This is a genomic window from Variovorax sp. CF313 (assembly GCF_000282635.1).
Taxonomy (GTDB): domain Bacteria; phylum Pseudomonadota; class Gammaproteobacteria; order Burkholderiales; family Burkholderiaceae_C; genus Variovorax.
The window spans coordinates 26,975-46,110 of sequence record NZ_AKIW01000010.1; the positions used below are offsets into that span (position 1 = coordinate 26,975).

At 68.2% G+C, this 19,136-nt stretch carries 22 protein-coding genes; 11 read left to right on the plus strand and 11 right to left on the minus strand.

What is annotated here, in order from left to right; translation table 11 throughout:
• Positions 1-115: 115 nt before the first annotated feature.
• Genes PMI12_RS02970 through PMI12_RS02980 form a run of 3 tightly spaced genes read right to left on the minus strand, consistent with a single transcriptional unit; the run spans position 116 to position 2,407 of the window.
• Complete coding sequence (locus PMI12_RS02970) at positions 116-1,258, minus strand: saccharopine dehydrogenase family protein (RefSeq protein WP_007828980.1); 1,143 nt, start codon at positions 1,256-1,258, stop codon at positions 116-118.
• Position 1,259: 1 nt separating this feature from the next.
• Positions 1,260-1,463: a hypothetical protein gene (locus PMI12_RS02975; protein WP_042672740.1), complete on the minus strand. Its 204-nt coding sequence runs from the start codon at positions 1,461-1,463 to the stop codon at positions 1,260-1,262.
• Positions 1,460-2,407: a LysR family transcriptional regulator gene (locus PMI12_RS02980; protein ID WP_042672741.1), complete on the minus strand. Its 948-nt coding sequence runs from the start codon at positions 2,405-2,407 to the stop codon at positions 1,460-1,462. The genes PMI12_RS02975 and PMI12_RS02980 overlap by 4 nt, the downstream gene beginning before the upstream one ends.
• A gap of 208 nt (positions 2,408-2,615) precedes the next feature.
• On the opposite strand from PMI12_RS02980, the gene PMI12_RS02985 reads away from it, so the two are divergent.
• From PMI12_RS02985 to PMI12_RS03000, 4 genes are all read left to right on the plus strand, one after another.
• Positions 2,616-3,068 carry an Lrp/AsnC family transcriptional regulator gene (locus PMI12_RS02985; RefSeq protein WP_007828984.1) on the plus strand — a complete coding sequence of 151 codons (453 nt, stop codon included), beginning with the start codon at positions 2,616-2,618 and terminating at the stop codon, positions 3,066-3,068.
• Positions 3,069-3,398: a hypothetical protein gene (locus tag PMI12_RS29615; RefSeq protein ID WP_007828986.1), complete on the plus strand. Its 330-nt coding sequence runs from the start codon at positions 3,069-3,071 to the stop codon at positions 3,396-3,398.
• A gap of 132 nt (positions 3,399-3,530) precedes the next feature.
• Complete coding sequence (locus tag PMI12_RS02995) at positions 3,531-4,607, plus strand: helix-turn-helix transcriptional regulator (protein ID WP_007828987.1); 1,077 nt, start codon at positions 3,531-3,533, stop codon at positions 4,605-4,607.
• A 103-nt stretch (positions 4,608-4,710) separates the two neighbouring features.
• The gene (locus PMI12_RS03000) at positions 4,711-4,935 is read left to right on the plus strand and encodes a hypothetical protein (protein WP_007828990.1); all 225 of its coding nucleotides are present in this window, start codon (positions 4,711-4,713) and stop codon (positions 4,933-4,935) included.
• A gap of 25 nt (positions 4,936-4,960) precedes the next feature.
• On the opposite strand, the gene PMI12_RS03005 is transcribed toward PMI12_RS03000, so the two are convergent.
• Together PMI12_RS03005 and PMI12_RS03010 are read right to left on the minus strand one after the other, a co-directional pair.
• Positions 4,961-5,407 (minus strand): universal stress protein, encoded by a 447-nt coding sequence (locus tag PMI12_RS03005; protein ID WP_007828992.1) that lies wholly within the window; start codon positions 5,405-5,407, stop codon positions 4,961-4,963.
• Positions 5,408-5,487: 80 nt separating this feature from the next.
• Positions 5,488-6,036: a MarR family winged helix-turn-helix transcriptional regulator gene (locus tag PMI12_RS03010; protein WP_007828994.1), complete on the minus strand. Its 549-nt coding sequence runs from the start codon at positions 6,034-6,036 to the stop codon at positions 5,488-5,490.
• Positions 6,037-6,233: 197 nt separating this feature from the next.
• Between PMI12_RS03010 and PMI12_RS03015 the strand changes: the two genes are divergently transcribed.
• Complete coding sequence (locus tag PMI12_RS03015; protein WP_007828995.1) at positions 6,234-7,217, plus strand: tripartite tricarboxylate transporter substrate-binding protein; 984 nt, start codon at positions 6,234-6,236, stop codon at positions 7,215-7,217.
• 120 nt (positions 7,218-7,337) lie between these two features.
• Here the strand turns inward: PMI12_RS03015 and PMI12_RS03020 are convergent, their stop codons facing one another.
• Genes PMI12_RS03020 through PMI12_RS03035 form a run of 4 tightly spaced genes read right to left on the minus strand, consistent with a single transcriptional unit; the run spans position 7,338 to position 11,201 of the window.
• On the minus strand, positions 7,338-8,504 hold the full coding sequence (locus PMI12_RS03020) for a mandelate racemase/muconate lactonizing enzyme family protein (protein ID WP_007828997.1): 1,167 nt from the start codon (positions 8,502-8,504) through the stop codon (positions 7,338-7,340).
• A gap of 34 nt (positions 8,505-8,538) precedes the next feature.
• Complete coding sequence (locus tag PMI12_RS03025; RefSeq protein WP_007829000.1) at positions 8,539-9,252, minus strand: SDR family NAD(P)-dependent oxidoreductase; 714 nt, start codon at positions 9,250-9,252, stop codon at positions 8,539-8,541.
• Positions 9,242-10,213, minus strand: coding sequence for a Bug family tripartite tricarboxylate transporter substrate binding protein (locus tag PMI12_RS03030; RefSeq protein ID WP_007829001.1), 972 nt, complete (start codon positions 10,211-10,213; stop codon positions 9,242-9,244). Before PMI12_RS03030 ends, PMI12_RS03025 begins: the two co-directional genes overlap by 11 nt.
• Positions 10,214-10,262: 49 nt before the next feature.
• A complete protein-coding gene (locus PMI12_RS03035) occupies positions 10,263-11,201 on the minus strand; it encodes a dihydrodipicolinate synthase family protein (RefSeq protein WP_007829002.1) in 939 nt (312 codons plus the stop codon).
• A 113-nt stretch (positions 11,202-11,314) separates the two neighbouring features.
• On the opposite strand from PMI12_RS03035, the gene PMI12_RS03040 reads away from it, so the two are divergent.
• Positions 11,315-12,250: a LysR family transcriptional regulator gene (locus PMI12_RS03040; protein WP_007829003.1), complete on the plus strand. Its 936-nt coding sequence runs from the start codon at positions 11,315-11,317 to the stop codon at positions 12,248-12,250.
• A gap of 139 nt (positions 12,251-12,389) precedes the next feature.
• Here PMI12_RS03040 and PMI12_RS03045 read toward each other — a convergent pair whose 3' ends face one another.
• Together PMI12_RS03045 and PMI12_RS03050 are read right to left on the minus strand one after the other, a co-directional pair.
• Positions 12,390-13,061 carry an RraA family protein gene (locus tag PMI12_RS03045; protein WP_007829004.1) on the minus strand — a complete coding sequence of 224 codons (672 nt, stop codon included), beginning with the start codon at positions 13,059-13,061 and terminating at the stop codon, positions 12,390-12,392.
• A gap of 18 nt (positions 13,062-13,079) precedes the next feature.
• Entirely contained in the window at positions 13,080-14,306 is a 1,227-nt protein-coding gene (locus tag PMI12_RS03050) for an aspartate transaminase (RefSeq protein WP_007829005.1), read from the minus strand.
• 136 nt (positions 14,307-14,442) lie between these two features.
• Here PMI12_RS03050 and nac point away from each other — a divergent pair, with 136 nt between their 5' ends.
• The 5 genes from nac (at position 14,443) to PMI12_RS03075 (ending at position 18,934) form a co-directional block, all read left to right on the plus strand.
• Positions 14,443-15,381: a nitrogen assimilation transcriptional regulator NAC gene (gene nac, locus PMI12_RS03055; RefSeq protein WP_042672744.1), complete on the plus strand. Its 939-nt coding sequence runs from the start codon at positions 14,443-14,445 to the stop codon at positions 15,379-15,381.
• Between the two features lie 113 nt (positions 15,382-15,494).
• Complete coding sequence (locus PMI12_RS03060; protein WP_007829007.1) at positions 15,495-15,923, plus strand: acetyl-CoA carboxylase biotin carboxyl carrier protein; 429 nt, start codon at positions 15,495-15,497, stop codon at positions 15,921-15,923.
• Positions 15,924-15,936: 13 nt separating this feature from the next.
• The gene (gene accC, locus PMI12_RS03065; RefSeq protein WP_007829008.1) at positions 15,937-17,289 is read left to right on the plus strand and encodes an acetyl-CoA carboxylase biotin carboxylase subunit; all 1,353 of its coding nucleotides are present in this window, start codon (positions 15,937-15,939) and stop codon (positions 17,287-17,289) included.
• Complete coding sequence (gene pxpB / locus PMI12_RS03070) at positions 17,286-17,957, plus strand: 5-oxoprolinase subunit PxpB (RefSeq protein ID WP_007829010.1); 672 nt, start codon at positions 17,286-17,288, stop codon at positions 17,955-17,957. Before accC ends, pxpB begins: the two co-directional genes overlap by 4 nt.
• Positions 17,954-18,934 carry a biotin-dependent carboxyltransferase family protein gene (locus PMI12_RS03075; protein WP_007829011.1) on the plus strand — a complete coding sequence of 327 codons (981 nt, stop codon included), beginning with the start codon at positions 17,954-17,956 and terminating at the stop codon, positions 18,932-18,934. The genes pxpB and PMI12_RS03075 overlap by 4 nt, the downstream gene beginning before the upstream one ends.
• The last annotated feature ends 202 nt before the right edge of the window (positions 18,935-19,136 follow it).

A 19,136-nucleotide genomic window follows, 5' to 3' on the forward strand; every position in this document is an offset into this window, starting at 1 on the left:
AGCGACAACCCCCAAGCCAGGTACGCGACGTCTCCGGGCCTCGGCGCCAGCGGATCGAGCTCCTTGCTGGCGAGCCAGGAATACACCGGCAGCACGCGGTCGGCCAGAGAGGCGGTCAGGCGTGCGCGGGCTCGCCCTTGGGCCTGGGCGCAGGTGCGGAAGACGCCACGCCGAGCCCCTGGTAATAGTGGCCGACCTTGGTGGCGAGGAACTGCCCGAGCGGCACCTGCTCCTGGCCGACGAAGCCGAGCGCGGGAAGCTTGCCTTGCCGCAGCAGCTCGAACACGCCGACGACGCCGGCGGCGGTGGTCAGCTCGATGGCGGTGCGGTCCTTGCCGCGCAGCGGCGCTCCGAACACCCGCGCGACGCGCGTCTCCTGCTCGAAGCGGCCGTCGCGACGGCCCGAGGCCGAGGCGAACAGGATCACCACGTCTTCGCGGCTGTGCGGAACGGCATGCTCCAGCACCTGGCGCAGCAGGTCGCGGCGCTCGATCAGGCGCAGGTCGTGCAGCAGGAAATTCATCGCGTCGCAATGGCCGGGATAGCGGATGGTCTTGTAGTCGAGGTTGCGCACCTTGCCCGCGAGCGTCTCGCACAGCGTGCCCAGGCCGCCGGAGGTGTTGAAGGCTTCGAAGGCCTCGGCGTCGAGCGTGAAGGTCTCGTGCCCTTCCATCGGCTGCACCGACACCAGCTGGCCGTTCACGATGGCGTCGCACGGGTTGCAGTACTCGTTGATGACGCCGTCGATGCTCCAGGTGAAGTTGTAGCGCAGGCTGTTGGTGGCATTGCGCGTGAGGGCGCCCACGCGCAGGCGCAGGTCGTAGAGTTCGTCGAAGCGGCTGGCAAGATAGCCGCCGAGCATGCCGATCACGCCGGGCGCCAGGCCGCTCTGGGGCATGAGGACCGAGGTGGCCGTCTTCGATATGTCGCGGATGGCTTTCGTCGCCGCCACGTCCTCGGTGAGGTCGAAGTAGTGCACGTCGCATGCCGCCGCTTCGGTGGCCACGCGCTGCGCGAGGAAGAACGGCAGGCAGTTGATCACCACCGAGTGCGCGCGCAGCGCGGTGCGCAGGTATTCGTTGTTTTCGACGTCGAGCGCAATGCGCCGCACCAGCGGGTCGCTTTCATCGTTGCGGCCCGGTCTCACGTCGGCCAGCGTCACGGGCAGGCGGTGGTACTCCGCGATCATGTCGGCCACGGTGCTGCCGACCTTGCCGGCGCCCAGGACCAGCACATTTTCGATCTTCACTTTCGTCATTTCATTTCTCCTGCGGGGCACCGTTGCCCTGTGAAAAGAACTGTAGAAGCGAGTCTTGACGGATGGTAGAGAGCAGATCGGCGAAAGGGCTGAACGCTTCGTCGTTTCGACGACGCGGTTCGTCAGGTTGGGCGCTTCCAATCTCGATCTCGAATGAGTGCTCCTTGTGATCCTGCTTGCCCAGCCGCTGCTCGAGGCGATTCAACGTCCGGCGGCCGCAGGCGGAGTTGATTTCGACGAGGCACTCGACGGCCGCGACGCGGCCGCCTCGGCCACCAGCCAATCGCGAAACGCCTGCACCAGGCGATTTTCGGCGGCGACTTCCGGCACCACCACGTAGTAGGCCCGCTGCGTCAGCAGCGCCTCGCGGAACAGCACCACCAGCCGGTCGGAGGCCAGCTCTTCTTCGATGAGGAACTTCGGCACCAGCGCAACGCCGAGGCCATTCGCCGCCGCTTGCGCGAGCATGGCGAAGTGCTCGAAGCGCGGGCCGCGCATCGCATGCGCGGCGCTCACCTTGACCTGCTCGAACCACTCCGACCACTGCATGGGGCGCGACGACTGATGAAGAAGGCATTGGCCCGCAAGGTCCTCGCGCGTGTGGATGCCGCTGCGGCGCTTGAACTCGGGGCTGCACACCGGGACCACGCTCTCCCCGAGCAGATAGTCGCAAGAAGCGCCCGGCCAGAAATCGGCGCCGAAGTGAATCGCCGCGTCGAAGGGCTCGCGCGCGAAATCGAAGGGCTCGGTCCGCGCTGCGAAGTTGACCGTCACGCCCGGATGCAGCGCGGCAAAACGCTTCATGCGCGGGATCAGCCATCGCGTTGCGAATGTCGGGAGCACCGCGAGGTTGAGCACCTCTCCCATCCCGCCCATGGTCACCACGCGCTGGGTGGCGTTGGACACGCTGTCCAGGCCGCCGCGAAGCTCGGCCGCATACACGCGGCCGGCTTCGGTGAGCACCACGCGCTGCCGTACGCGATGAAAAAGCGCCGTGCCCAGTTGCTCTTCCAGCAGCTTGATCTGCCGCGAAATGGCGCTCTGCGTCAGGTGGAGTTCCTGCGCGGCTCGAGAGATGCTGGCGTGGCGCGCCGCGCTTTCGAAGGCCAGCAGCTGGCCCATGGGGGGAAGAAATTCGCGTCTGAACATGATGACTAAAACGTAAGATCGCTAGCGTAATTCTCTAATAAGGCGTGGCAGATGACGGCCCGCGTTGATTCCAGTTTGACATGAAATTGTTCCGGCTTCTCGCTGTCCATCGATCGCTGCGTTGACGATGGTGATGCTCCCGACACCGGCGCCCGGGCATTCGCTTCGCGCGGGTCACAATCCACTCATTTCCGCTGCAGGGGCTGCCATGGACCAACGACTCGACGACCTGGACCGCCATCTGTTGACGCTGCTCCAAGCCAACGCCCGCGAGCCTGCCGCCAACCTCGCGCGCAAGCTCAAGATCGCACGGACCACCGTGGTCGCGCGCATTGCCCGGCTGGAGCGCGAGGGTATCGTCTCGGGGTATGGCGTGCGCCTTGGCCAGCGGCTCGAACAGGCCGCGGTGCGAGCCTTCTGCGGCCTCAGCGTCAATGCGAAGGGCGCCCCCGCGACCATCAAGGCGCTCGAGCGGTTGCCCGAGGTGGAGGAGGTATGGGCCGTGAGCGGCCAGTTCGACTACATGGTCCTGCTGCGCTGCGGCACTCCCGAACAGCTCGACAAGCTCCTCGACCAGATGGGGCAGATCGACGGCATCAACCAGACGCACACCTCCATCGTGCTGAGCCGCAAGATCGACCGCCGCAGCACGGTGGAGTGAATGGCCAGCCCCACGGACATGACCCGCAATGCCGGCGCCTTCCTCGGCGTGCTGATGCTCGACACGCGCTTTTCGCGGCCGACGGGCGACATCGGCAATCCCGAGACCTTTTTCCGCCATGGCATTCCGGTCCGGTTCCATGTGGTCACTGGCACATCGCCCGAGCGCATCGTGAAGCAGGCCGACCCTGCGCCACAGGGCGCCGCGTACACGACATCGAGACGCTGCTGGCTACGCGATGGGCGAGCCGGGCTGGAGGGCGAACTGCGCCAGGAGTCAATTTTTCCTGCGCTTATAGACAAGTCCATCGCGGAAAAATCGATTTTGTGATTATTCTCTCGCCCGAAAACCGAGTGAAGGGAGGGCGGGGCGAAAGAGGAAATATCGGGCACACCCTGCAATGGCTGTGGTTCCGGTGCCGGATCGAAAACAGATCGCGGACCTCGATCGCCCTGCTGCGCGATGATTTTCAACCGATGGTCGACGCTGCACATCGAGCCGAAGCGCCGAGCGGAATTCTGGCGCGAGGCGGGCCAGAAGGCGAAGACGCCGGTGACCCCGAACGTGCCGTGGCCCGACGATTTCGAAGCCACGCTCACGACGCGCGGCTTCGAGGAGCTGGCGCTCAACCATGTGCAGGTCTGCTCGCCGCATGACGTCGAGTGCACGGCCTCGGACCTGGCACGCCTCGAACGGCCGTTTCTCTTCATCGATCTCTATACCTCGGGGAAATGCGACGTCCTGCAACTCGAACGAGGCATGCAGGCGGCGCCGGGGCAGCCGTTCCTGATCGACGGCAGGCGTGAATACCGGCTCGACCATCGGCAGTCGGTCAGCATGCTCGCATTGGCCATACCCTTTGCGGCGCTGGGTCCTCACGCGAGTGCCGTTGAAAGCCTGATTGCGCGCCCCCAGCCACAAAACGCCGCACTCCACCTTCTGGCCGGCCAGATGCGCATGCTCAGCGCGTGGCCGCATGCATTCGAAAAGGCCGAATCCGAGAGGCTGTCCGATCTGCTCGTTGGAGCCGTGCATGCTGTTCTTCTTGGCGCAAGGGAAGGGGAGCTGACGACGGTTCGCAGGGAGCGCAGCTTCTTCAGGCGCAAGGTGCGGCAGGTCGTCGAACAGATGTATGCCGATCCCGCCCTGAATCCCCAGGTCGTCGCCGAGAAGCTGGGCATCTCGGTGCGCAGCCTGCATGCGCGGATGGCCCAGGACGGAATGACTTTCGGCGCCGAGCTGATGGCGCACAGGCTGGAGCGGGCCCATGGCCTGTTGCGAGGAGCCCGGCGCGGCAGCGCCACGATCGGCGAGATCTGCGCCCGCTGCGGCTTTGTATCGGCTGCGCATTTCTCACGGCGTTTTCGAGCTCGTTTCGGCATGGCGCCGAGCGCGGTCATGGCCGATGGCGAGCGTGAATGCGCGGTGGGACACGCGGAATGCGCTGCCGAGCATGAGGAGCCGGTGGCTCAGCCTCAAACGTATTCATGCTCGCGTCCTCCCCGCGACCCATCGTCTGCGGAACCGAATCCGGGATGACGCATCCGCGATGCAGCCTCCGGCTGCTTGCCCCCTACGAAATGACCAGACCACACAACCATCACCGCGGTTCTCCGGCCAACTGCTCACAGGAACCCTTGCGATGAATATCAAGGAAATCTACGCCCAGTTCAGGGCCCCCGTCCGAAGAGGGGCGCGGGTGGAGTTTCAGGGGAAGCCGGGAACGATCACCAAGGTGTATGGCCTGGCCGTGCGCGTCCGGCTGGACGGAATGACTCTTTCCAGGCCGTACCTCCTGAGTGAATTGCAATGGCTGGATCAGGAGGCTCAGCAGCCCCAGGCAGGCGGCGAACCGAGCCTGGCCTGAACGGGCGCCGCCAGCGGCGAGCTGCCTATCGCAGCACCAGCACCGGAACGTGCGAGTGCGTCAGCACATGCAGCGTCTCGCTGCCCATCAGCAGGCGCGCCAGGCTGCGTCGCCCGTGCGAGGCCATCACGATCAGGTCGCACTGCTGGTTCTTCGCGGTCGCGATGATGGCCTCGGCGACCTGGTTCGACTTCATGACGATGGCCTGGGCGTTGCGAACCCCCTTGCCGAGCGCGAGGGCTGCGACCCTGTCGACCAGGTGCTGCGCGGCCTGGTCCGTCTGCGCCTGAGAGGCCTGGATGTCCCGCTGGCTCAGCATCATCGAGCCTTCGAAGTAGCCGACGGGCTCGATGTGCGCGACGGTGACGCCCACCAGTTCCGCATTGGTCAACAAGGCCAGCTCGATGGCGGTATTGACTGCTTGCTCCGACAGCGCAGAGCCGTCGGTCGGGACAAGAACACGCTTGTACATGGCACGCTCCTTGGCCCCCGGCACCGCGGGTGCCCTCATGCTTCAGTCTAGTTCGCGATTGCGGCCATGCAAGGGCACCGTCAGCCCCCGCGCTCCGGCCACCGATGCCGCGTTCCCCCCGAGCGGCGGTCCGCCTTCTCCGCGACCACCCCCTGTGCAAGCAACTGCACTCCACGCTGTTCCAGATGCCGCAGGCACTGCAGGAAGATGTCGAGGTGCGCAGGCTCGATGCCTTCCAGCAGTTCCGTGTTCAGCTCTGCGATCCGCGGAAACAGCCGGCCGAACAGTTGCCGGCCCGAAGCGCTCAGCTGCACATGCACCTCGCGCCGGTCCTGCGAGTCCTGCCGCCGCTCCACCAGCTTCTTCTCGACCAGGCTGCGCAGTCCGCGCGAGGTGCGCACCCGGTCCAGGTGCAGGTGCGTGGCGAGCGTCGACGAGGTCATCTCGCCCTCCTGCGCGAGCGTGGCGACCATGCCCCACTCGCGGCGCGTGATGCCGAAGCCCCCTTCGACCAGGCGGGTCGCCATGCCGCTGCCTGCGCGCACGGCACGCGACAGCCGGTACAGCAGCAGATCGTCCAGGGAGCGGGGCGAGCGCAACGCTGCTGCATCGGGAAAAGCTTGTTGCATAGGAATGACGGAAGGGAGAAGGGGCAGGAAATGTGGTTCGCCCGCCTCGGCGGACGGATAGTGAATTAGATCAACTGTTTGTGTATGCGTATAAACCGGTAACAAATTTGAACGAATGGAAACAGTCCGGGCGCGCGATTTTCGCCGTGAAAACCGTGCGCGCCCCCCGTTCACGACAACTGCCCGCAGGAGAACCGATGCCCGTATTTCTTTCCAGGCGCAAGCTCATGGCGTGGGGCGTCGCCCTGGCCGCTTGCGCCCCCTTGGTCCATGCCCAGACGCCCGCCGCGCTCGAGGGCGGACCGCTCACGCTCGTGGTCGGCTACGCCGCGGGCGGCAGCACTGACCGCATCGCGCGACTGATCGCCGAGCGGCTGACGCCGAAGCTCGGCATCCAGGTGAGCGTGGAAAACCGTCCGGGCGAGGGCGGCCGGCTCGCGGCCAGGGAAGTGAAGCGCGCCCCCGCGGGGCAGAACGTGCTGATGCTCGGCAACCCCGCCGTGATGGTGGTCGCGCCGCTGGTGTTCAAGGACGCGGGCTACGACCCCGACAAGGACTTCGTGCCCGTCTCGCAAGTCAGCAGCTACGACTTTGCGCTGGCGGTCGGCAACAAGCTCCAGCTCGACCGCGCGATGTTCCTCGTGGGCCGGCTCTGGGCGCACCCTGAAGAGGCGGTCTTCGGCGTGCCGGCCACGGGCAGCCTGCCCCACTTCTTCGGCCTGATGGTGGGCGATGCGCTGAGCGTGCAGCCGGAGATCAAGGGCTATGGCGGCTCGGCGCCGCTGTCGGCCGACCTGAGCGGCGGCAGCCTGCCGATCGCGATCGACACGCTCGACTCGCTCTATCCGCAGCACGTGGCCGGCAAGATCCGCATCCTGGCCACGTCAGGCAAGAAGCGCGCGAGCTTCGCGCCCAACGTCCCCACCTTCCGCGAAGCCGGCATGAAGATCGATGCCGACGGCTGGAACACCTTCTTCGCGCCCAGCACGATGGCGCCCGCCAAGGTGCAAGTGCTGTCCAACGCGATTCGCGACGTCATGAAAGACCCGGGACTGCAGAAGGCGGCCGACGCGCTCTACATCACGTCCGTGGTCAGCAACGCGGCCGAGACCGCGCAGATGCTCAAGAACTATCGCCAGCAATGGGAGCCGGTCGTGCGCCGCTCCGGCTTTCATCCTTGATACTCCCCCAGGCTTCGCGCACTTCGTGTCGCTTCGCCTACCCCCTCGCCGGGGGCGACACCTGCGGCCCGGCAAAGCCGGTTCCGCGGTGCCCCACGAACAGACCGGCCGTGCTTGCTTTCAGGCTGCTAGTGCGCGCATCTCGGTGATCAGGTCGGCCTTGCCCTCGAAGCCGATGCCCGGCAGCGGCGGCAGCGTGACGTAGCCGTTCTGTACCTTCACGCCGTCGGGGAATCCGCCGTAGGGCTGGAACAGGTCGGGGTAGCTCTCGTTGCCGCCGAGCCCGAGGCCGGCCGCGATGGCCAGCGACATCTGGTGGCCGCCGTGCGGAATGCAGCGCGAGGGCGACCAGCCGTGTGCCTTCAGCATCTCGAGCGTGCGCAGGTACTCCACCAGCCCGTAGCTCAGCGCGCAGTCGAACTGCAGCCAGTCGCGGTCGGGCCGCATGCCGCCGTGGCGGATGAGGTTGCGCGCGTCCTGCATGGAGAACAGGTTCTCGCCCGTGGCCATGGGGCCGGCGTACACCTCGCCGAGCTTGGCCTGCAGTTCGTAGTCGAGCGGGTCGCCGGCCTCCTCGTACCAGAACAGCGGGTACTGCGACAGCGCGCGGCCGTAGTCGACGGCCGTCTGCAAATCGAAGCGGCCGTTGGCGTCCACCGCGAGCTGCTGGCCGGGGCCGAGGATCTTCAGCACCGACTCGATGCGCTCGCAATCTTCGGCCAGCGTGGCGCCGCCGATCTTCATCTTCACCACCGAGTAGCCGCGCTCCAGGTAGCTGGTCATCTCGCGCTGCAGGCCTTCCAGGCCCTTGCCGGGGTAGTAGTAGCCGCCGGCCGCGTACACGAACACGCGCGGGTCCGGCGTGCCGGTGCCGTAGCGCTCCGCGAGCAATTGGTACAGCGGTTTGCCGGCGATCTTGGCGGTGGCGTCCCACACGGCCATGTCGATGGTGCCCACGGCCACCGAGCGCTCGCCGTGGCCGCCGGGCTTCTCGTTGATCATCATTCGGGCCCAGATCCTGTGCGGATCGAGGTTGTCGCCGGTCTCGTCGAGCAGCGATGCCGGCTCGGCCTCCAGCAGGCGCGGCAGGAAGCGCTCGCGGATCAGCCCGCCCTGGCCGTAGCGGCCGTTGGAGTTGAAGCCGTAGCCGACGACGGGCTTGCCGTCGCGGATCACGTCGGTGACCACGGCCACGAGGCTCAAGGTCATCTTCGAGAAGTCGATGTAGGCGTTGCGGATGTCCGACTTGATGGGACGGGTGGACTCGAGGATGTTGACGATTTTCATGGTCGGTGGTTCTGGGGAAGAAAGAGGAGACAGGTCAGCGGTGCAGCGACGATCCGCCGCAGATGGCGATGTCCTGCCCCGTGATGGCCGCCGCGTGCGGCGACAGCAGGAAGGCCGTGAGCGCGGCGATTTCCTCGGGCTGGATCAGCCGGCCGATGGGCGGCAGGCGCGGCGCACTGCCCGCGCGGGCCGGGTCCTGCAGCATCGAGGTCTGCGTGGCGCCGGGCGACACCACGTTCACGGTCACGCCCTGCGCCGCGACCTCCGCGGCCCAGCTGCGCGCGAGCGCGATCAGTGCTGCCTTGGTGGCTGCGTACTGGCCGCGGCCGGGCAGGCCCTGCGCGACGCGGCTGCCGACGAACACGACGCGGCCGCGGCCGCGCGCGGCCATCGCGGGCACGAGCGCGTCGGCCAGCCGCGTGGCCGCGTCGACATGCAGGCGCCACATCAGCTCGCCGCCTGCGTGGTCGAGGGCGCCCAGCGGGCCGACGCGCAGCACGCCGGCCGCATGCACGAGCGCTTGTGCGTCTTGCAAGTCGCCCGTCGCACGGTCGATGGCGCCGGCATCGCACAGGTCGACCGCCACATGTGCGAAGCTCGGGTGAGACAGCGTGGGATCGGCCAGGTCGAGCCCGCTCACGCGCCAGCCTTCTTCGAGCAGCCGCGAGGCGGTGGCGCGGCCGATGCCGCCGCTGCTGCCCGTCACCACAGCGTGTGGAGGCAAGGGCGGGGCGGCCTCATTCGACATGGATGTTGCCCTCCACGATGATCTTCTTCGAGCGTTCCATGTCGGCCTGCTGGAACTTGACGAAATCGTCCACGCTGCCCGGCGTGAGCAGCAGGCCCTGCGCATTCAGCGTCTCGCGCATGTCGGTGCCCAGCGCCTTGTTGACCTCGGTGTTCAGCCGCTGCGTGACGGCGGCCGGCAGCTTCGCCGGACCCCACAGGCCGTACCAGCTGTAGAACTCGTAGCCCGGGATGCTCTCGCCCACCGTGGGCACGTTCGGCAGGCTCGCGGCGCGCGCGGCCGAGGTGACGGCGATCACCTTCAGCATGCCGCTCTTGTGGTACTGCAGCGAGCCGAGGATAGGGTCGATGAAGCCGTCGATCTGCCCGCCGATCAGGTCCTGGAACGCGGGCGCCGTTCCCTTGTACGGCACGATCAGGTAGTCGAGCCCGCCGCCCGCGCGCTTGAGCAGCTCGGTCGACAGGTGGCCCGCCGATCCGATCGAACCCACCGCGAAGGTCATCTTGCCGGGGTGCGCCTTGGCATACGCGATGAGCGACTTCACGTCGCTCACCGGCAGGTTCTTGTTCACGGCCACCGACAGCGGCGCCTTCGCCACCAGCGCCACCGGCGTGAAGTCCTTCACCACGTCGTAGGGCACGGACTTCATGGTCATCGGCGCGGTGGTGAAGGTCGAGGCGTTGAACAGCAGCGTGTACCCGTCGGCCGGCGCCTTCGACACCACGTCGGCACCGATGATGCCGTTGCCCCCGGCGCGGTTCTCCACGATGAAGCTCTGGCCCGTCTGCTCGCCGAGCTTCTGCGCCAGCAGGCGGCCGATGGTGTCGAGCGTGCCGCCCGGCGGAAACGGGATCACCATGCGCACCGGGCGGCTGGGCCAGGTCTGCGCGAAGCCGGTGGTGGACGCGGCGGCCAGCGCGAGGGCGGCCAGCGCGGTGCGCAGGAAATGATTGCGTTGCATGTCTCTTGTCTCCTTGTGTTTTTCATCGGGGCACCGCGGCCCCGTGGGCTCAGCGCTTCGAGAGGCCTGCCTGCTCGACGGCGGCGCGCAGCGCATCCATCTCGCGTGCATTCGGCGCCTCGGTGGGCGGGCGCACGGTGGCGTTGTCGAGGACGCCGGCCAGGAACATGCCGCCCTTCATGCGCGCATGCGCCTCGCCGGTCGGCTCGCCGCCGCCGTACACCGCGTCCTTCAGCGGCGTGATGAGCGCCTGCACCGCCATCGCCTTCTTCAGGTCGCCGGCCTTCACGGCGTTCCACAGGTCGATGATGAGTTGCGGTATGAAGGTCGCGAAGCCGACCAGCGCGCCGTCCACGCCTTGCACCATCGAGGCCAGCAGGTATTCGTCGTGGCAGGTCAGGATGGCCTTGGACGCATCGGCTTCGCGGATCGCCTGGATGTCGCGGGCGTACTTGTTCATGTCGCGCTGGCCCACCTTGAAGGCCTGCAGGTAGGGCAGGCGGGCCAGCTCCGCCAGCAGCTGCGACGAGTACGAGGCGCGCGTCCAGGCCGGATACACATGGCAGACCAGGTCCAGCTCCGGCGCGGCGCGGTGGATGGCCTCGAAGTACTGCAGCGCATGGCCGGGCGTGAAGCCGAAGCGCAGCCAGTGGTGCGGCGGCATCACGTCGAGCGCCACCGCGCCTGCGGCCTGGGCGGCGCGGGCATGCTCGGCGGCCTCGGCCAGGCCTTCGCACACGATGGACGAGATCACCGGCATGCGGCCGCGCAGCTCGTCGGCCACGATGCGCGTCACCTCGGCGCGTTCGGAAGGCGTCAGCGAGAACACTTCGCCGGTGTGGCCGTTGGTCATGATTGCCACCACGCCGTCATGCCCCGCGAGCCACGAGGCCAGCTTGCGCAGCGCGGGTTCGTCGATGCGGTGGTCGGCCGTGAAGGGGCAGGAAATGGCGGGAATGATCCCGCGATAATTCGCGATGGAAGGCATGCTGTGTCTCCGTGGTGGTTCAAGGTGCAGGAATGGGGTGCATCTTTTGCCGGCGGGGCATGGGCCGTCCAATACTCGAATCGCATACAACTATTCAACCGACCGCGCTGCGCATGGGCCCTGGCAACCGACCGCTCGACCTGGAATGGCTGGAAGATTTCCTGGCCCTGGCCGAGTCCGGCAATTTCTCGCGTGCGGCACAGGCGCGCTCCATCGCGCAGCCCGCGTTCAGCCGCCACATCCGTTCGCTGGAGGAGTGGGTCGGCGTCGACCTGTTCGATCGCAGCGCGCACCCGACGGCGCTCACGGCCGCGGGCAAGCGCTTCCAGCCCTTGTTGCAGGAAGTGCTGGCCGGCCTGCAGGCCGCGCGCATCAAGGCCCGCGCCGCGCACGACCTCGACGCAGCCAGCCTGAGCTTCGCAGCCACGCACGTGCTGTCGCTGACCTTCTTCCCGCGCTGGCTCGGCACTGTCGAATCGCGCCTGCACACGGGCCCGATCCAGACCGTCTCCGACAGTTCGTACGCCTGCGAAGACCTGATGCTGCAGCGCCGCGTGCAGTTCGTGCTGTGCCACGGCCATGCGGGCGCGCCGGGGCGGCTCGACGAGGCGCAGTACCCGGTGCAGCGGTTGAGCGAAGACGTGCTGGTGCCGGTGTCCGCGGCGGACGCGAAGGGCGCACCGCTGCACGTGCTCGGCACGGGCCGGTCGCCCTCCGTACTGGCCTACAGCGAGGCCTCGGGCCTGGGGCGGATCATGCGGGCGATCCAGGACAGCGAGTTCGGCAAGGACTTCGCCGCGTCGCTGTCGGTGGTCTTCACAGCCCACCATGCCGCGCTGCTGCGCACCATGGCGCTCGAGGGCCGCGGCCTCGCTTGGCTGCCGATGAGCCTGGTGGCGGAAGACCTGCGCAGCGGCGCGCTGGCCGATGCCGGTGCGGGCGGCTGGCGCGTGCCGGTGGACATCCGCCTGTACCGCCAGCAGGCGCAGATGGCGCCGGTGGCCGAGGCGCTGTGGAAGCTGGTCAGCGAGGGTGCCTCAGCTACCTGAGCCGCTGCTGCCAGCAACGCTTGAAACTGATATGGCTTGTTCGGGGGACACCGTGGATCCGGCTTTGCCGGGCCACCGGTGTCGCCCCCGGTGAGGGGGGTGGCGCAGCGACACGAAGTGCGCAAAGCCTGGGGGAGGTCTAGTTCGCGCAGCGCGCTTCCAGCACGTCGAGGAACGAGCGGTCCCAGCGGCCCTCCTTCATCGCAAGGATCGTGCGCGCTTCCGTCTCCAGGTGCGCACGGGCCTTCTCGATCAGCAGCTCGGCCTCGTCGGGCGAGAAGGCCATCAGGCCGTCCTGGTCGCCCACCACGATGTCGCCCGGGTTCACGATCATGCCGCCCACCGACACCGGCACGTTGATCTCGCCGGGGCCGTCCTTGTACGGGCCGCGGTGGTTCACGCCGCGCGCGTACACCGGGTAGTCGCGCTCGCGGATCTCGGCCACGTCGCGCACGGCGCCGTCGAGCACCAGGCCCACGGTGCCGATGGTCGCGGCATAGAACGACAGGATGCCGCCGATGACCGCGTTCGTGACGTCGCCGCCCGCGTCGATCACCAGCACGTCGCCGGGCCGGCAGAACTCGAAGGCGCGCATCGGCGTGAGGTTGTCGCCGCCGCGCGTCTTCACGGTCACGGCCGTGCCCGCCATGGTCTTGTGCCCGGGGCGGTGGTACGGCTGCAGGCCCACGCTGCCGATGTTGCGGTGCATGTTGTCGCTGAGCGCAGCCACCGGGATGTCGTGCAGCGCGGCGATGATGTGCGGCGCAGCCTGCGGGGCCGACGGGTTCTTGCGGATGGCTTTGTAGGGCATGGGTTCGTCCTTGTGAATTCAGTGCAGTGCAGCCACGGCGCGCGCGATGCGCTTGCAGCCTTCTTCGAGCGTCTCGATCGACGTGGCGATGGACAGGCGGAAGTACGGCGACAGGCCGTATGCGGTGCCCGCGACCACGGCCACGCCCTCGCTTTCGAGCAGGTACATCACCACGTCACCGTCTTCTGCCAGGCGCTTGCCCTCGGGCGTGGTCTTGCCGATCAGGCCGCCGCAGTTGATGTAGAGGTAGAAGGCGCCGGGCGGCGTGGCGCAGCCCAGGCCGGGAATGGCGTTGATGAGCGCCAGCGTGCGGTCGCGCCGCTGCCTGTACACGGCCACGCTCTCGGCCACGAAGCTCTGGTTGCCGTTCAGCGCGGCCGCCGCGGCCGCCTGGCTCACCGAGCAGCAGTTGCCGGTGGATTGCGACAGCAGCGTGTCCAGCGCCTTGATCAGGTCCACCGGCCCGGCCGCATAGCCGATGCGCCAGCCCGTCATCGCGTAGGTCTTGGAGACGCCGTTCACGATCAGCGTGCGGTCGCGCAGCGCGGGCGCCTCCACGAGGATGTGGGGCGTCGTTTCGCCGTCGAAGCGGATGTGCTCGTAGATCTCGTCGGTCATCACCATCACGTGTGGATGGCGTTGCAGCACCTCGGCCAGTGCGCCGTATTCGGCCGCCGTGTAGCTGGCGCCGGTCGGGTTGCTCGGCGAGTTGATCAGCAGCCAGCGCGTGCGCGGCGTGATGGCCGCCTCCAGCTGCGCGGGCGTCAGCTTGAAGCCGTTCGCCTCGGGGCAGGCCACGGTGACGGGCGTGCCCTCGCAGGCCAACACCATGTCGGGGTACGACACCCAGTAGGGCGCGGGAATGATCACCTCGTCGCCCGGCTCCAGCGTGATGGCGAAGGCGTTGTAGATCGCGCTCTTCGCACCGCTGGTCGCGATGATCTCGTTCATCGCGTAGCGCAGGCCGTTCTCGCGCTCGAGCTTGGCGGCGATGGCTTCGCGCAGCTCCACCGTGCCCGCCATCAGCGTGTAGCGCGTGGCGCCGCGCTCGATGGCGGCGGCCGCGGCCTGGCGGATGTGGGGTGGCGTGTCGAAGTCGGGCTCGCCCACCACGAGGTTCACGATCGACTTGCCCTGCCTGCGCAGTTCGTTGGCGCGGTCGGCGGCCGAGGTGCTGGGCGAGGGCTTGATGCGCCGCACGCGGGCGGCAATGCGGGAGGCAGCGTGGGAGGTGGTGGCTTGCATGGACCGAACGGTACGCACATCGATCGGGCGAGGCCAAGACGACTTTTCACTGGTCGTATAGGCGCAGCTTATGGTGAGTCCCCCTACCGGCCGCGCAGGGGCGGTGCTAGGCTTGGCTTTTGCTTGGGGACAAGGCGTGAACCTGCGACGCCTCAAATATTTCGTGAAGATCGTGGACATCGGCAGCCTCACGCAGGCCGCCGAAGTCCTTTTCATTGCCCAGCCCGCGCTGAGCCAGCAGCTGGCCACGCTCGAAGGCGAGGTGCGCCAGCAACTGCTGGTGCGCACCAAGCGCGGCGTGACGCCTACCGAGGCCGGCAAGGTGCTGTACCGCCATGCGCAGATCATCCTGCGCCAGTGCGAGCAGGCCCGCGTCGACATGGAGGCGGCCGGCGAGGGGCTCTCGGGCCAGGTGTCGGTGGGCCTGGCGCCCGGCACAGCCGCATCGGCGCTGTCGCTGCCGCTGCTGCGCACCGTGCGCGCGCGCCACCCCGGCATCCTGCTGTACCTGAACGAGAACTACGGCACCACGCTGAGCGAACTCATCATGAACGGCCGCATGGACCTGGCCGTGCTCTATGGCGACAAGGCCATCCACGGCCTCACCTTCGTGCCGCTGCTCAAGGAGCCGCTGTTTCTGGTCGGGCCGGCCGCGATGCCGGTGCCCGCGCAGCCGGTGAAGCTGGCCGACCTGCGCGACATCGAGCTCTTTCTGCCGCGCCCGTACAACGTGGTGCGCAAGCTGGTCGACGCGGCCTTCGTGCGCGCCGGCATGGTGCCGCGCGTGGTGGCGGAGATCGAATCGGCCTTCACGCTCACGGCCGCCATTGCCGACGGGTTGGGCGCCACCATCCTGCCCGCGTCGATGGCGCGCGAGGTGGTCGCGAGCTGCGGAGCCTGGCAATTCCCCATCGTCGACCCGGTCATCGAGGCGCCGCTGGCGCTGTGCCAGTCCGACCACCTGCCGCTGTCCGAACCCGCGCAGGCCGTGAAGGACATCCTGCTCGAACTCGTGGTCGACCTGGCCGGCAAGGTTGCGTCGACGCCCGAACCCGAGCTTGCCGCGCTGTCATAAGCCGGCCTTATCCCGGCACAGCCATTCCGTCTTGGGCTTTGTGTCCATGGCCCGTTACCTTTCATGCATGCCGTCACGCGTTCGCGGAACGCGTCGGCCACCACAGCCCCGGCATGAAGCAGGAACAGATCAAGACGCTCATCGACGCTTTGGCCGCATCGGACCTGGCGGAACTGGAGTTCAGCGAGAACGGCAGCACGCTGCGGCTGGTGAAGCTGTCGGCTCTGGCGGGCGCGTCCGCTGCGCCGAGGCAGCCTGCCGCGCGCAGGGCGCCAAGGCACTCCCCCGAAGAAGCAGTGCCGCTCGACGCTGCCGAATGCCTCGCCCCATTGCACGGCGTGGTGCACCTGCAGCCCGCGCCCGGCGAGCCGCCTTTCGTGCAGCCTGGGCAGGCTGTGGAAGCCGGCCAGCTGCTGTGCGTGATCGAGGCGATGAAGATGTTCAACGAGGTCCGCGCCGAGTGCGAGGGCACCGTGCGCCAGGTGCTCGTGCAATCGGGCCAGGAAGTGGAAGCGGGGCAGCCCCTGTTCCGCTTCGCATGAGGAGGCACGCGCGATGTTCGATACCGTGCTCATTGCCAACCGCGGCGAGATCGCCCTGCGCATCCAGCGCGCCTGCCGCGGGCTCGGCCTGCGCACCGTGGCCGTGCACTCCGAGGCCGACCGCGACGCGATGTACGTCGCGCAGGCCGACCAGGCGCTGTGCATCGGGCCGGCAGCGCCGGGCCTGAGCTATCTGAACCAGTCTGCCATCCTGTTCGCCGCCGAGTTGAGCGGCGCGCAGGCGATCCATCCCGGCTACGGCTTTCTTTCGGAGAACGCGGGCTTCGCCGCACGCGTCGAGGAAGCGGGCCTCGTGTTCGTCGGGCCCAGTGCCGCCTGCATCCGCACGATGGGCGACAAGGTCTCGGCCAAGCGTGCGATGCGCAAGGCCGGCGTGCCCTGCGTGCCCGGTCCCGACGAAGGGCTGCCCGAGGACCCGGCCGCCGTGCTCGCCCTGGCGCGCGGCATTGGCTACCCGGTGATCGTGAAGGCCGCGGGCGGCGGCGGCGGGCGCGGCATGCGCGTGGTGCACGAGGAGGTCGCGCTGCTCGACGCCATGGCCCTTACGCGCGAGGAAGCGCGCCAGGCCTTCGGCAACCCCGAGGTCTACATCGAGAAGTTTTTGCTGCACCCGCGCCACGTCGAGATCCAGGTGCTGGCCGACAGCCATGGCAACGCCGTTTGGTTGGGCAGCCGGGACTGCTCGCTGCAGCGCCGCCACCAGAAGGTGATCGAAGAGGCGCCCGCGCCCGGCATCGACGACGCGCTGATGGCCGAAGTGGGCGAGCGCTGCGCGGCCGCGTGCCGCCAGATCGGCTACTGCGGCGTGGGCACCTTCGAGTTTCTCTACGAGAAGGGCGCCTTCTATTTCATCGAGATGAACACCCGCCTGCAGGTCGAGCATCCGGTGACCGAGATGACCACCGGCATCGACATCGTGCAGCAGCAGCTGCGCATGGCGCGCGGCGAGCGCCTCTTGCTCGCGCAGGCCGACGTGCGCTGCCAGGGCCACGCCATCGAGTGCCGCATCAATGCCGAGAACCCCGACACCTTCGCGCCCGCGCCCGGCCGCATCACCGGTTGGCAGGTGCCCGGTGGCTTCGGCGTGCGCGTCGATTCGCACGCGGGCGCCGGCTACCGCGTGCCGCCGTACTACGACTCGATGATCGCCAAGCTCATCGTGCACGGCGACACCCGCGCCGATGCGCTCGACCGCATGCGCCTTGCGCTGGCCGAGACGCGCATCGAAGGCATTGCCACCAACGTGCCGCTGCACCGCGCGCTGCTGCGCGACGAGGGCTTTGCCGCGGGCGGCGTCGACATCCACCACCTCGAACGCTGGCTGCAGCAAAGGAGCGCGGCGTGAGCGCACAGACATCTTCGACCTCGCCGTCCACCAGCCTGCTGGGCACCACCGCGCTGCTGTTCGAAGCGCCCGGCGACATGAGCCTGCCTTCGCAACAGCGCATCTGGGCGCTGGCCCGCGAGGCCGAGACCTGGCCCGAAGTGCGGGAGGCCGTGCCGGGCATGAACAACCTGATGCTCACCTTCACGCGTGCGCCGCGCCACCTCGATGCGCTGCGCACGCGTTTGTGCGACGCCTGGGACTCCGCTACTGCCTTGCCGCGCGAAGGCCGCGTGGTCGAGCTCCCGGTGGTCTACGGCGGCGAAGGCGGCCCGCACATGGCCGACGTGATGGCGCACACGGGCCTGGGCATCGATGCCGTCGTCGAGCTGCACAGCGCGCCGCTCTACCCGGTGTATGCGCTCGGCAGCCATCCCGGCTACTGCTACCTGGGCGGCATGGACCCGCGCATCGCGACGCCGCGGCGCAAGGTGCCCGTGCTGAGCATCCCGGGCGGTGCGGTGTCGATCGGCGGCGCGCAGACCGGCGTGTCGGCCTCGGCCGGCCCCAGCGGCTGGAACACCATCGGCAGCACCTCGATGGTGTTCTTCGATCCGGCGCAGGACCCGCCCGCCATGCTGCAGCCGGGCGACATGATCCGCTTCCGTGTGGAGGGCATCGTCCGATGATCGAAATCCTTTCCTCGGCCGCGCTCGCCACCGTGCAGGACCTGGGGCGCACCGGCAGCCTGCGCTGGGGCGTCGGCACCTCCGGCGCCATGGACAACCTCGCGCTGGCCGCGGGCAACCTGCTGCTGGGCAACGAACTGGGTGCCGCCGCGATCGAGGTGCCGGTGTTCCCGTTCAAGGTCCGTTTCGCCGAGGATTGCGCGTTCGCACTCACGGGCGCCGACTGCGCCGCCCGCCTCGACGACCAACCGCTGCTGCCCTGGTGGGTGCACCAGGCGCGCGCCGGCCAGGTGCTCACGCTGGGCCTGCCGCAAGGCGGCGCGCAGCGCGGCAGCCGCGCCGTGCTGTGCGTGGCTGGAGGCATCGACGTGCCCGAGGTACTGGGCTCGCGCAGCACGCAACTGCGCGGTGCCTTCGGCGGGCACGAGGGACGCGCGCTGCGCCGAGGCGATGTGCTTCGCGCAGCGGCCACGGGCAGCACTTTCCGTACCGGCTTCGGCCTGGTGCCGCCAGCGATCGCGCTGCCGCTGGAGCGCGACGGCGTCGCGGCCGTGCGCGTGCTGCCCGCCGCCGAGTACATGGCTTTCGAGCCGGCCTCGCGCGAGGCCTTCTGGGCCGGCGAATGGAAAATCACCCCGCAGAGCGACCGCTACGGCTACCGCCTCGAAGGCGAGCCGCTGCGCCCCATCGCGCCGATGGAACTGCGCTCGCACGGCATCGTCCCCGGCGTCATCCAGGTGCCTCACAGCGGCCAGCCGATCATCCAGATGCGCGACGCCCAACCGTCAGGCGGCTACCCCAAGTTCGGCACCGTGATCGAGGCCGACATGTGGCGCCTCGGCCAGGCGCCCATCGGCAGCCGCATGCGCTTCATCGAAACCACGTGGGACGAGGCGCTGGACGCGCTCGACGAAGTGCGCGCGTGGCTCGACAAGGTGGCGCGCGTGGTGGAACTGCATCGGGGGGCGCCTCGATGAAAAGCTGTCTTTCTGTTCGTCGTGCTGCTTGTTCGGGGCGCGCTCACGCCGACGGGGTACCTTGCTCCGCGAATGTCCCCCGGCCTGCGGCCTCCTCCTTTATTTCGCTGCGCAAGGCACCCCGCCGGCGTGAGCGTTCAGCAGAGCGGTTGAACTGCCAGCACAAGCAGAGCGCCCATCGTGCACAGGGCACCGGGTGCTC